Consider the following 12,816-nt stretch of genomic DNA (forward strand, 5'->3'; position numbering starts at 1 on the left):
AGGCCCGGCACCTCAGCCCTCGAGCCCGAGGGCCGCGGCGACGCTGACGACGTCGAACTCCACCTTGGTGGGCTCGACATCCGCGCCGTCGGCGGTGCGGAGCGCCCACTGCGGGTCCTTCAGGCCATGGCCCGTGACCGTGATGACGATCGTCTTGCCCGTCGGTGCGAGCCCTTCGGCGTGCTTCTTGATGAGTCCTGCGACGCCGGCAGCCGAGGCGGGTTCCACGAAGACGCCCTCACGGGAGGACAGCCAGCGGTGCGCGTCGAGGATCTCCTCGTCCGTCACGGCCTCGATCAGTCCGCCGGACTCGTCACGGGCGGCCACGGCGAAGTCCCAGGACGCGGGGTTGCCGATCCGGATGGCGGTCGCGATGGTATCCGGTTCGGTGATGGGGTGACCCTTGACCAGCGGGGATGCGCCCTCTGCCTGGAAGCCCCACATGATCGGCGTCCGGGTCGCCACGGCGGGCAGCTCACCGTGGTGCATCGAGGCGTACGGTGCCGCGTACTCCTTGTAGCCCTTCCAGTAGGCGCTGATGTTGCCCGCGTTCCCGACCGGCATCAGATGGTAGTCCGGGGCATCGCCGAGGGTGTCGACCACCTCGAAGGCTGCGGTCTTCTGCCCCTCCAGCCGCGCGGGGTTGACGGAGTTCACCAGGAACACGGGATAGGCCTCGGCGAGCTTCCGCGCCACGTCGAGGCAGTTGTCGAAGTTGCCGTTGACCTGCAGGAGCTGCGCGCCGTGGGCGATCGCCTGGCTCAGCTTGCCCATGGAGATCTTTCCGTCGGGCACGAGCACGGCGCAGGTGATACCGGCCTGCGTGGCGTAGGCCGCCGCGGAGGCGGAGGTGTTGCCCGTCGATGCACAGACCACGGCCTTGGCCCCGGCGGCGACCGCTGCCGTCATGGCCATGGTCATGCCGCGGTCCTTGAAGGAGCCGGTGGGATTCATGCCCTCGACCTTGAGGTAGACGGTGTTGCCCGTCAGCTCGGACAGGTGGCGGGCGTGCACGAGGGGCGTACCGCCCTCGCCGAGGGTGACCACCTCGGTGGCCTCGGTGACAGGTAGGCGTTCTGCGTATTCGCGGATGACTCCGCGCCACTGGTGGGCCACTTAGATTCCCTCTACTCGGAGCACGGATGAGACGGCGGTGATGACGTCGAGCGCACCGACCTGCTTGACGGTCGCCGCGAGGGACGCCTCGGGCGCACGATGGGTGACGATGCGCAGCTCGGCGGTGGTACCGCCGTCGGGCCCGCGCTGATGGATGCGCTGGCGCATCGTCTCGATGGAGACGCCGTTCTCGGCGAAGATGTGGGCGATCCGGGCGAGGACACCGGGCTGGTCCGCGACCTGCAGACCGATGCAGTAGCTCGTGCGGACGGTGTCGATGCTCAGCGGCGGCACGTGGCCCGTGGTGGTCTCGGTGCGGCCGGGACCGCCGAGGACCATGCGGCGGGCCGCGCTGACGACGTCGCCGAGGACGGCCGACGCCGTTGGCGTCCCGCCTGCACCCTGGCCGTAGAACATGAGCTCGCCCGCGTTCTCGGCCTCGATGAAGACGGCGTTGAAGGCGCCGTGGACGGCCGCGAGCGGGTGCGAGCGCGGCAGCAGGGTGGGGTGGACGCGGACGCCCACGCCCGCCGCGCCGGCCTCGTCGGTCAGGATCTCGGCGATGGCGAGCAGCTTGATGACGTAGCCGTCCTCGGCGGCGGCCGCGATGTCGTCCGCGGTGACCGCGGTGATGCCCTCGCAGTACACGTTCTCGAGCGCGAACCGGGTGTGGAAGGACAGCGAGGCGAGGATCGCGGCCTTGGCGGCGGCGTCGTGCCCCTCGACGTCCGCCGTCGGGTCGGCCTCCGCGTACCCGAGGTCCTGCGCCGCCTTCAGCGCGTCGGCGAACTGCGCCCCCGTGGAGTCCATCTGGTCCAGGATGTAGTTCGTGGTGCCGTTGACGATGCCCAGCACGCGGGTGATGCGGTCCCCCGACAGGCTGTCGCGGATGGGTCGCAGGATCGGGATGGCTCCGGCGACGGCGGCCTCGTAGGACAGCTGCACGCCGGCCTTGTCGGCCTGCTCGTAGAGCTCCGGTCCGTCCTGCGCCAGAAGGGCCTTGTTCCCGCTGACCACCGTGGCACCGTGCTCGATGGCGCGCAGGATCAGCGTCTTGGCCGGCTCGATGCCGCCCATGAGCTCGATGACGATGTCCGCCCGCTCGACGAGCGACTCGGCGTCCTGTGTCAGCAGCCCGGCCGGGAGGTCGACGTCTCGCTCCGCCTCGAGGGAGCGGACCGCCACCCCGATGAGTTCGAGGGGGGCACCTGCCCGGAGCCCGAGGTCCGCGGCATCCTCGAGGAGGATCCGGGCCACCTGGGAGCCGACGTTGCCGCAGCCCAGCAGGGCGACGCGGAGGGGTGCGGGAGAGGGTGCTGGTGCATTCATGCGGTCTGTGAAGCTCCTGGATCCGGGGCGGCTACTGCTGGTTCGGGCTAGGTGGTCTCTCGCTGGACGTCCCTGCGGAACAGGTCCTCCTCGGTCTCGCCGCGGACGATCAGCCGGGCCGCGCCGTCGACGACCGCCACGACCGGAGGCCGCGCCAGGTAGTTGTAGTTGCTCGAGAGCACCCAGCAGTAAGCACCCGTTCCCGGCACGGCGAGGAGGTCACCGGCTCCGGTGTCCTCCGGGAGATAGACGTCCCGCACCACAATGTCACCGCTCTCGCAGTGTTTTCCAACCACGCGGGACAGGACGGGCTGCCCCTCGGGGGTCCGCGAGGCGAGGACGGCCGAGTAATCCGCGCCGTAGAGCACCGGACGGGCGTTGTCGCTCATCCCGCCGTCCACCGACACATAGCGCCGCGGGTGCGTAACGGAGGTGTCCTGCACCACCTCGGAGCCGTTGGCCGCCGCGTCCACGCGCACGGTCTTCGTGGTGCCCGCGGTGTAGAGGGTGAAGGTCGTCGGCCCCACGATGGCACGACCGGGCTCGATCGAGATCCGGGGTACGCGCAGGCCGAGTTCACGGCAGGTGGAACCGACGACGGCGGCCATCGCACGGGCGATCTCCGCCGCGGGCCGCGGCTGGTCGGCCTCGGTGTAGGCGATGCCGTAGCCGCCGCCGAGGTCCAGCTCGGGCAGCTCGACGCCGTGCCGGTCACGGACCCCGGCGAGGAAACCGAGCAGCCGTCGGGCCGCGAGCTCGAAGCCCTCCGGTTCGAAGATCTGCGAGCCGATGTGGCAGTGCACACCGAGGAGGTTGATGCCCGGATGGGCCAGGGCGTCGGCGACGGCCCGCGCGGCCGGGGAGGAACCGCCGTCGTCCTGTCCGTCCTGCTGCCCGGGCCCCTGCTCCGTGGTGAGCGAGAGCCCGAACTTCTGGTCCTCGTGGGCGGTGGCGATGAACTCGTGCGTGTGGGCGTGGACGCCGGGCGTCAGGCGGATCATCACATTGGCACGGCGACCGCGCTCGACGGCGAGGTCACCCACCAGGGCGACCTCCTGCAGGCTGTCGACGACGATCCGGCCGAGGTCCGCGTCGATGGCCCGCGTGATCTCCGCGGCAGACTTGTTGTTCCCGTGGAGACCCAGGCGGTTCCCGGGCATGCCGGCGCGCAGGCCGACGGCGAGTTCGCCACCGGAGCAGGTGTCGAGGCCGAGCCCCTCCTCCCGCACCCAGTGGGCCACCTCGGTGCAGATGAAGGATTTGCCCGCGTAGAAGACGTCGACTCCCCCGCACAGATCGCGGAAGGCGTCGTCGAACGCGTCGCGGAAGGTGGCGGCCCGGGTGCGGAAGTCCCGCTCGGACATCACGAACAGCGGGGTGCCGAACTCGGCGGCGAGGTCGGCGACGGAGACGCCGTCGATCCGCAGGACGCCGTCGCTCCCGCGCTCGACGTCCTCGGCCCACAGCTTCGCGTCCAGCCGGGCAGGTTCCACCGGGACGGACAACCAGTCGGGCGCGAGGGGCGAGGGGCGGGTGGGGTCCACGACGGTCATGGTCACATCCTCTCCGGTGCCGATACCCCGAGGAGGCCGAGGCCGTTCGCGAGGACCTGCTGCGTGGCGTTGTTCAGCCAGAGGCGCGAGCGGTGGACGTCCTCGACCGGCGCATCGCCCAGCGGGGACACGCGGCAGGCGTCGTACCAGCGGTGGTAGGTGCCGGCGATCACCTCGAGGTGGCGGGCCACGCGGTGCGGTTCGCGGAAGGTCGCGGACTGGGCGACGACGCCGGGGAACTGCCCGAGGGCCGCGAGCAGCGCCCCTTCCGTCGGGTGTGCCAGTGCTGCGGCGTCGAAGGAGCTGGTGTCCACACCGGCGGAGACGGCGTTGCGCGCCACGGCGTGCGTCCTGGCGTGGGCGTACTGCACGTAGAACACCGGGTTCTCGTTGGTGTGCCGGGTCAGGAGGTCCAGGTCGATGTCGATGTTCGAATCGGCGGAGAAACGGGCCAGCGTGTAGCGCGCGGCGTCCACGCCGACCGCGTCCACGAGGTCTTCGAGCGTGACGACCGTGCCTGCGCGCTTCGACATGCGCACCGGTGCGCCGTCCTTCACGAGGTTCACCAGCTGGCCGATGAGGACCTCCACGGCGTCGGGATCATCACCCAGCGCAGCCGCCGCAGCTTTCAGGCGCGCCACGTACCCGTGGTGGTCCGCCCCGAGCATGATGATGTTGAGGTCGAATCCACGGTTCCGCTTGTTGACGAAGTACCCGATGTCACCGGCGATGTAGGCGGGCGCGCCGTTCGACTTGATCACCACGCGGTCCCGGTCGTCGCCGTAGTCGGTGGACCTCAGCCACCAGGCGCCGTCCTCGAGGAAGAGATTGCCGGACGCCTTGAGCTTGTCGAGGAGATCCTCGACGAAGTTGTTCTCGAACAGCGAGTGCTCGTGGAAGTACACGTCGAAGTCCACGCCGAAATCATGCAGGGACGCCTTGATGTCCGAGAACATGAGGTCCACGCCGATCTCCCTGAACCGCTCGACGGACGCTGGTCCGTCGAGGGCCAGCGCGTCGGGATCGGCGGCGAGGACACGCTGGGCTATGTCGACGATGTACTGGCCGCTGTAGCCGTCCTCCGGGGCCGGGTCCCCGGTGGCGGAGGCGTGGAGCGAGCGGGCGAAGCGGTCGATCTGCGCGCCGTGGTCGTTGAAGTAGTACTCGCGGGTGACCTCCGCACCCTGCGACAGCAGGATCCGTGCGAGTGCGTCACCGACGGCCGCCCACCGGGTCCCTCCGATGTGAATGGGACCGGTGGGGTTGGCGGAGACGAATTCGAGGTTGATCTTCCGTCCCGCGAGCGCATCGTTGGTGCCGTAGGCCGGGCCCGCCTCGACGATGGTGCGGGCGAGCTCACCGGCGGCACCGGCGTCGAGCGTGATGTTGAGGAAGCCGGGACCGGCGATGTCGACGCTCTTGACACCCTCGATGCCCGCGAGGCGGTCGCTGAGCAGCTGTGCGAACTCCCGCGGGTTCATCCCGGCCTTCTTGCCGAGCTGCAGCGCGATGTTCGTGGCCCAGTCCCCGTGCTCCCGGTTCTTCGGTCGCTCCACCCGCACCTCGGACGGGAGGTCGATGGTGAGGTCACCGGCGTCGACGGCGGCCCTGAGGCAGGCGGAAATAGCGGAGGAGAGTTCTTCGGGAGTCACCCGTCAAGCATAGCCGCGGCACCCCGTCCGCCCTGATTCGCGTGACGCGGCGGACACCCCGGCGCAGGCGGGAATCCGCGCCACGGGTCTCCCGACCGGTACGGCGCCGGTACAGTCCGGAAGGCCGGGAGAAACGAATGGATTCATGGGACGTTGGAATGCATCAGTGGCTTTCCTCGACGTCCACGCCTACCTCGGTGCGGAGCCCTTCCGCCCGGTCCCGCCACCGCGATCCACCAGGAGCACCCAGTGACCATGACAGGCCAGACCGAAACACCCCTGATGACGGCGCCGGCGCGGGCCGCATTCCCCCTCCGCAAGCGGGTCCTGACGGCGCTCGCCGCCGTGTCCATCCTCGGTGCGGCCGGCTGCGCGGGCGCCGAGGCCGAGACCCCGGCCGCTGATGCTCCCGCGGCCGAAGCACCCGCTGCGGAATCGCCTGCAGCCGCCGCCACGGAGGCACCCGCAGCGGGGCCGACCGCGGAGGCTGCCGCCGGGGATCAGACCTACGAGGACGGCACCTACACCCAGACGGGCGGCTACCAGTCCCCCGCCGGCCCCGAGGAGGTCGGCGTGACCCTCACGCTTGCGGCCGACGTCGTGACGGCCGTCGAGGTGGAACCGATGCCGGACAACCCCACCACCACCATGTACCAGGAGCGTTTCGCCGGTGGTATCTCGGAGGCGATCGTCGGGAAGAAGCTCGACGAGCTCGCCGTGGACAAGGTCGCCGGGTCCTCCCTGACCAGCGGCGGCTTCAACGAAGCGGCCGACAAGATCAAGAGCGAAGCACAGCTGTAGGGCGCAGCGGCGTGGAGTACTCCTTCAGCTTCGAGGCGATCGGCACGGGCTGGCGCGTGGACAGTGCCTCACCGCTACCGGCCGGCCAGAAGGCCGGCCTCCTTCGCATCGCCGAGGACTACGACGCGCTGTACTCCCGCTTCCGCGCCGACTCCGGCATCACCGCGCTGGCGGTCTCAGGGGGATCCCTCCCCCTGCCGGGGCACGGCGCCCGGCTCGGGCGCCTCCTGCGCACGCTGCACGACCTCACCGGCGGCGGCATGTCCCCCCTGGTCGGTGAGCGCCTCGCCGATCAGGGGTACGACGCCGGATACAGCTTCGTCCCCACGGTGGCGCCGGCGCCCGCGAGAGCCTGGGACGACCTCCTCGAGTGGACGGACGACGGTGTTAGCCTCTCGGCACCGGCGCTCCTCGATGTCGGCGCCGCAGGCAAGGGGCAACTCGTGGACCTGATGCTCGAGTACCTCCTCGCGGCCGGGCACGGGCACTTGATCGTCGACGCCAGCGGCGACATGCGACGAACCGGCAGCGGATCCATCACGGTTGCCCTCGAACACCCCTACGATCCGTCGTCGGTCATCGGCACGGTCGCACTCACCGAGGGCGCGCTCTGTGCCTCGGCGTCGAACCGCCGGGTCTGGGGTGACGGACTGCACCACGTCCTCGACGCCCGCACGGGGCGCTGCGTCGACACGGTCGTCGCCACGTGGGTCCTCGCAGAGGACGCCATGACCGCCGACGGGCTGTGTACGGCCCTGTTCGTCGCCGACCCCGTGGACCTCGCCGGGTCCTTCGACTTCGACTTCGTCCTGATGTACTCCGACGGACGCGCCCGCTATTCCGCCCCACTCGCAGGAGCACTGTTCTCATGACCGCAGCACTCGACGGCCTGCTGGGCCGCATGACCATGTACCGCCTGACGCTGAGCCTGCTGCTCCTGCTGACCGTCGAGGCCCTCGTGCTCTCGCTGACCGGACTGCTCGCCTACACCCCGGCCGAGATCGGCGGCACCCTCGTGGCCGCCGTGGGAGGGACGATCATCGGGACGCGCCTCATGGCGCTCATCCTGCGCCTGCGCCCGCACGGCGACTCGTCGCTCATCACCGGGCTGATCGTCTTCCTCATCATGTTCCCCTCCAGCACTGCTGCGGGCCTCGGCGGAATCCTCACGGCGGGCGTCGCGGCCGGAGCGTCGAAGTTCCTCCTCGCCTTCCGCGGCCGCCACATCTTCAACCCCGCGGCCACCGGGGCCGTCGTCGCGACCCTGCTGGGTGTCGGCGCGGCGGCCTGGTGGGTGGCGAACGCGTACATGCTGCCCGTCGTCGCGATCGGCGCCGCCCTGCTGCTCTACCGGACGCGGAAGCTGTCCATGGGTGCGGTGTTCCTCGTCGTCGCCCTCGGGATCCTGCTCGTCGGCCTGGTGCAGGGTGGGCTGACCGCCGGCGCCGGCCTGCAGCTGGTCCTGACGTCCTACCCGGTCCTGTTCCTGCTCGGCTTCATGATGACCGAGCCCCTGACGCTCCCCCCGCTGCGCTGGCAGCAATGCCTGTTCGCCGCGATCGTCGCCGCCGTCTTCGCCCTGCAGGTGTCCATCGGACCGGTGTTCCTCGGACCGGAGTTCGCGCTCGTCATCGGTAACGCCGTCGCGTTCCTCATGGGCCAGCGACGCGGTGTCCGGCTCTCCTTCGCCGGGTCGCGGCAGCTGACGCCCACGAGCACCGAGCTCGTCTTCGCACCCGCCCGTCCCGTGCGCTTCACCGCGGGGCAGTACATGGAGCTGTCCATGCCGCACCGCGGAGCTGACAGCCGCGGCAGCCGCCGCGTCTTCAGCATCACGTCCGCACCCCAGCAGGCCGACGCCGTCACCTTCGGGTTGCGCACCACGGAGAAGGGGAGCTCCTTCAAGAAGGCCCTGCTCGACCTGCCGGAGGACGCGCACGTCACCGGGACCCTCGTGGGCGGCGACTTCCGCCTGCCGCGGGACCCGTCCGTCCCGCTCCTGCTGGCCGCCGGCGGCATCGGTGTCACCCCCTTCATCAGCCAGCTCAGGGACATCGCCGAACGCGGGGAGGACCGCGACGTCGTCCTCGTGTACGTGGTGCGCAGCACGGAGGAGATCGCCTTCCGGGACGAACTCGCCGGGCTCGGCACGCGCGTGGTGCTGTTCGTCCCCGCCGACGACGGCGCTCCCGCGGTGCCCGACACCTGGACCGTCGCGGGTAGCGGACTCTCCTCCGAGGAGCTGCTCGCAGCCGTCCCCGACCTCAAGCGACGCCGGGTCCTGGTCTCCGGCTCGCCGGCGTTCATCGGCGACCTCCGCCGGGTGGTCCGGTCGGCGGGTGTGTCACGCGTGCGGACGGACGCTTTCCTCGGCTATTGAGGCGTGGGCGACCGGGGGCCCGCCCACGCGTTTTCCGACGCAGGCGGCACCTGCTAAGCTCGATGAGTCCCGCACGGGCACGGGAAATCCCGTCTCCGCCTTCGTAGCTCAGGGGATAGAGCGTCTGCCTCCGGAGCAGAAGGTCGTAGGTTCGAATCCTATCGAGGGCACCCCGGGCTCCCACGGAGTCAAACCGCCGTCGGCCCACCGGGCCGGGGGCGGTTCTGCTTTTGGTAGGCTCCACTGGACGCGGCCCCGGGGCTGCACCAGCACCGACCGGCGGGGGAATCGTGGGGACGAAGCGCAGGTCGCGGCATCCCCGTCTTCGCGTGGACGCGCCCGCCCTCCTCACCGTCCTCGTCCTCGTCCTCGCCGTGGCTGCCGCCGGCTTCATGGGCCGGCTGACTGCCGAGCCCGTCATCGACGCCCCCGTCGCCACCGCTACGCAGGAGAGCACTGCCGAACCGACGCCGATCGTGAGCGACGTCCCGGAACCCGTCCCGGACGCCGAGCGACTGGTCATCAGCGGCGACACCGCGGCGGGTGCGATCCTCCTCCTCGTCACGATCGGCCTCGCCCTCCTCGTCCGGCTGCTCCTGCGTATCGGGCAGCGCCCGGATCGCGACGGCAGCCCCGAGCCGACCGGCCTTCAGCAGGCCGGATCGCTCGCCCTCGTCGACGACGTGCTCCCTTCATGGACCGAGGACGCCGAACGTGCCCTCACGGGTAGTGCCGACACCTCGGACGCGGTGATCCGCTGCTGGCTCGCCTTCGAGGACCTGTGCGCGGCAGCGGGGGTGGTCCGCACTCCCGCGCAGACGACCTCCGACTTCGCCGCCACCGCCGCGTCCGCCCTCGATCTTCCACCCCGGCCGCTCACCGCCCTGAACCGTCTCTACCAGCGGGCCAGGTTCGGCGTGTCGGGTCCGCCCCTCCACGCCACCGCCCCCGGGACGACGACTCGCAGCGCGGCGGGCGGGCACCTCGACGCCGCGGACCGCGAGATGGCGCTGGCCGGCGTCCGGGCACTGTCCGCCGCCGTCGCAGCTCGCACCGGTACTGCGCAGTGAAGCGCTCGGCCTGGGCGGTCACGGCTGTCCTCGTGGTCCTCGCGGTCGTCTCCGCCTGGTTCTTCGGGCTCGATGCCCGGCACGCCGTGGTGCTGGTCGGCGCGGCCTTCGCGGCAGGCATCGCCAACGGCCTCCTCGAGGCGGTCGACGTCTCCCGGGCCCGGCTGATGCCGCTGCCCGTCCCCGTCCGTGGCCTCGCGGAGATCCAGGCGCTGGAGTTCTCGCTCTCCTCGGCGGACCCCGGGATGCGTGCCGTCCTCGAGGTCCACGGGCTGGCCGTCGACGCCGCCCGTGCCCGCCCCGACGTTCCGCGGAGCCCGTCCTTCGACGCCTTCGTCGCGCAGTCCCAGCCGGCACCCCTCGACCACCGCACCCTGCGCTCCCTCGCCGACGAGCTGGAGCGGATCGTCCTCACGCCGGGTGCCACGGATGCCGCGCCGTCGCCCTCGAACAACTCCCAGGAGACCCGATGACCGCAGCAGACACCGCCCGCAGTTCCGGAGACCACGGAAGCCGCATCGGCGCCGACGAGGCAGCCCGCATCGGCGCGCAGATCATCGAGCGCACGGCCACCGTCGTCGTCGGCGCCGCGGGCGCCCTGCGCCTGGCCCTCGCGGCGGTCCTCGCGGGCGGGCACGTCCTGTTCGAGGACCTGCCCGGACTCGGCAAGACCCTCGCGGCGAAGACCCTCGCGCAGGCGCTCGGCCTCGACTTCCGGCGCCTCCAGTTCACGCCGGACCTGCTGCCCTCGGACGTCACCGGTTCGTCGATCTTCAACCCGGCCACCCGCGAGTTCGAGTTCCGGGCGGGGCCCATCTTCGCGGGGCTGTTCCTCGCCGACGAGATCAATCGGACCTCGCCGAAGACGCAGTCGGCCCTGCTGGAGGCCATGGCGGAGGCACAGGTCTCGGCCGAGGGCACCACCCTCCCGCTGCGACGCCCGTTCCATGTCTTCGCGACGTCCAACCCCATCGAGTTCGAGGGCACCTACCCCCTGCCCGAGGCACAGCTGGACCGCTTCATGGTGCGGTTGCGGTTCGGCTATCCCGGCGCGGGCGGCGAACAGGACATCATCGCGCGTCGCCTGGCACGCCGCCGCGACGAGACCCTCGTGGAGGGCGTGACCACCGCGGAAGGACTGCTGGACCTCCAGGCCGCCGTCGAGTCGGTGCTGGTGGACGACGACGTCATCGACTACGCCGTGCGCCTCACCGCCGCGACGCGCAGCCACCCGGCCGTCGAGGTCGGGGCATCGCCCCGCGGCTCACAGGCGCTCGTGCTGCTCGGCCGGGCCCTGGCCGTGCTCGACGGCCGCGCGTTCGTGCTCCCGGAGGACGTGAAGGAAGGCGCCGTGGCCGTGCTCGCGCACCGTCTCACGCTCACGCCGTCGGCCTGGGCGCAGGGCGTGGCGACGGAGAAGGTGGTGCAGGACGTCCTCGCCGAGGTCGCGACGCCTCCGAGGGTGCACCGTGGGACCGTGGACGAGACCGTGATCAAGGGCGTGATCGAGGGCGGGATCAAGGGCGGGATCAAGGGCGGGCGGGGCGCGCACCGTGGCTGACACCCCGGGCGGCCACTCCCCCGGGTGGGCCCTCGCCGTGATCCTCACCCTGGTGTGCGTGGCGTCCGGACTGGTTTCGGGACGGCCGGACACCGTGGCACTGGGTGCGCCGCTCGCGCTCCTCGCGCTCGCCGGACGCAGGACGCGGATCGGCACCTCCGCGCGTCCGTCCTTCTCGCTCGATCGACGCGGGCAGCAGGAGGGTGGCCGCCTGCGGCTGCTGCTGGCACCGGCCGGCACCGACGCCGCGACACCCCGCCCCGGCCTGGTCGCAGCCGTCCTCGCAGCGCCCGGCTGCCCGCCCGACGTCCTGGTGCTCATGGAGGGCGAGGAATGCCCGGTGCTCGCGGACGGACCGCTGTCCGGCGAGGTCGATGTCCTGTCCTACGGGACCTTCTACCTCAGCCCGGATCTCACGCACGCATCCGCCTTCGATCCGGCGCCACCGGTCCGCGTCAGCATCCTTCCTCCCGTCGGGCCCCTGCTGGCCCGGCCCGTCTCGCGTCGTCTCGTCGGCCTGGCCGGCACGCACGGCTCGAGGCGTCCCGGGGAGGGGTCGGAGCTGAGGACCATCGCGCACCTCCAGCCCGGTGACCAGCTCCGGCGGATCGACTGGCGCTCCACCGCACGCCGCTCGACCGACCAGGACCGGCTGATGGTCCGCCGATCCTTCGCCGACGCCGAGGCCTCGGTCCTGCTCGTGATCGATCAGGGACACGACCTGCCGGCGTCGACGTCCGACTGGTTCGCGGCGGGAGCACCCCGGCTGGTGACGGGATCGCTGCACGGTGCCAGGGCGGCGGCGACGACGATCGCAGCCTCGTACCTGGCTGCCGGCGACCGCGTGGGACTGGATGATCTGGGCGGGACGCGCCGCGCGCTGCGCACGGCCTCGGGCGCCCGGCACCTCGAGCAGGTCCGCGCCCGCCTGGCGGCCACTGCGGTGGTTCCCCGACGACGACGACGGCGCGACCCCGTGCCGCCTCAGGGCGCCGTCGTCGTGGTGCTGTCCGTGTTCCTGGACCCCGAACCGGGACGCCTGCTGAAGCTCTGGCACGCGCGGGGGCACGTGGTGATCGGCGTCGACTGCGTCCCCGTGCTGGAACGGACCGAGGCCACGCCGGCGCAGGAGAGGACCGTGCGGCTGACCCTGCTGCGACGTCGCCTCCTCCTCGAGGACCTGCGCCGGGACGGCATCACCGTGGTGGACGGCTCCGGGGTCGAGGGACTCCTGCCCTTCCGGGACCGACCGGCGCGCCAGGCCGATCCCGCGGTCGGCCCCGACCTGTCCCTCCCGACAGGCTTCCGCCTCCTCGCCCGCCGTGGCCGCCCTCAGGGGGTGCGCTCGTGAGAT

General features: G+C 71.4%; 11 protein-coding genes and 1 tRNA gene. 8 read left to right on the forward strand and 4 right to left on the reverse strand.

Annotated features, from left to right (window positions below):
- Positions 1–12: 12 nt before the first annotated feature.
- Genes thrC through argS form a run of 4 tightly spaced genes read right to left on the reverse strand, consistent with a single transcriptional unit; the run spans position 13 to position 5,650 of the window.
- A complete protein-coding gene (thrC, locus tag FNH21_RS01735; RefSeq protein ID WP_191931515.1) occupies positions 13–1,116 on the reverse strand; it encodes a threonine synthase in 1,104 nt (367 codons plus the stop codon).
- The gene (locus tag FNH21_RS01740; RefSeq protein ID WP_152811853.1) at positions 1,117–2,445 is read right to left on the reverse strand and encodes a homoserine dehydrogenase; all 1,329 of its coding nucleotides are present in this window, start codon (positions 2,443–2,445) and stop codon (positions 1,117–1,119) included.
- Positions 2,446–2,492: 47 nt separating this feature from the next.
- The gene (gene lysA / locus FNH21_RS01745) at positions 2,493–3,998 is read right to left on the reverse strand and encodes a diaminopimelate decarboxylase (protein ID WP_152811855.1); all 1,506 of its coding nucleotides are present in this window, start codon (positions 3,996–3,998) and stop codon (positions 2,493–2,495) included.
- Positions 3,999–4,000: 2 nt separating this feature from the next.
- Positions 4,001–5,650, reverse strand: a complete 1,650-nt coding sequence (argS, locus tag FNH21_RS01750; RefSeq protein WP_191931516.1) for an arginine--tRNA ligase — start codon at positions 5,648–5,650, stop codon at positions 4,001–4,003.
- A gap of 255 nt (positions 5,651–5,905) precedes the next feature.
- Here argS and FNH21_RS01755 point away from each other — a divergent pair, with 255 nt between their 5' ends.
- From FNH21_RS01755 to FNH21_RS01790, 8 genes are all read left to right on the forward strand, one after another.
- Complete coding sequence (locus tag FNH21_RS01755) at positions 5,906–6,451, forward strand: FMN-binding protein (RefSeq protein ID WP_241742817.1); 546 nt, start codon at positions 5,906–5,908, stop codon at positions 6,449–6,451.
- Between the two features lie 11 nt (positions 6,452–6,462).
- The gene (locus FNH21_RS01760; RefSeq protein WP_191931517.1) at positions 6,463–7,323 is read left to right on the forward strand and encodes an FAD:protein FMN transferase; all 861 of its coding nucleotides are present in this window, start codon (positions 6,463–6,465) and stop codon (positions 7,321–7,323) included.
- The gene (locus FNH21_RS01765) at positions 7,320–8,831 is read left to right on the forward strand and encodes an FAD-dependent oxidoreductase (RefSeq protein WP_152811857.1); all 1,512 of its coding nucleotides are present in this window, start codon (positions 7,320–7,322) and stop codon (positions 8,829–8,831) included. Before FNH21_RS01760 ends, FNH21_RS01765 begins: the two co-directional genes overlap by 4 nt.
- Positions 8,832–8,928: 97 nt before the next feature.
- Positions 8,929–9,001 (forward strand) — tRNA-Arg (locus FNH21_RS01770).
- Positions 9,002–9,160: 159 nt separating this feature from the next.
- On the forward strand, positions 9,161–9,901 hold the full coding sequence (locus FNH21_RS01775) for a DUF4129 domain-containing protein (protein WP_152811859.1): 741 nt from the start codon (positions 9,161–9,163) through the stop codon (positions 9,899–9,901).
- Entirely contained in the window at positions 9,898–10,374 is a 477-nt protein-coding gene (locus FNH21_RS01780) for a hypothetical protein (RefSeq protein WP_152811861.1), read from the forward strand. The genes FNH21_RS01775 and FNH21_RS01780 overlap by 4 nt, the downstream gene beginning before the upstream one ends.
- Complete coding sequence (locus FNH21_RS01785) at positions 10,371–11,462, forward strand: AAA family ATPase (RefSeq protein ID WP_152811863.1); 1,092 nt, start codon at positions 10,371–10,373, stop codon at positions 11,460–11,462. The genes FNH21_RS01780 and FNH21_RS01785 overlap by 4 nt, the downstream gene beginning before the upstream one ends.
- Positions 11,455–12,813, forward strand: a complete 1,359-nt coding sequence (locus tag FNH21_RS01790; RefSeq protein ID WP_152811865.1) for a DUF58 domain-containing protein — start codon at positions 11,455–11,457, stop codon at positions 12,811–12,813. The genes FNH21_RS01785 and FNH21_RS01790 overlap by 8 nt, the downstream gene beginning before the upstream one ends.
- The last annotated feature ends 3 nt before the right edge of the window (positions 12,814–12,816 follow it).

Origin of the sequence: Arthrobacter bussei (genome assembly GCF_009377195.2) — a bacterium.
In the GTDB taxonomy this organism is placed as follows: Bacteria; Actinomycetota; Actinomycetes; order Actinomycetales; family Micrococcaceae; genus Arthrobacter_D; species Arthrobacter_D bussei.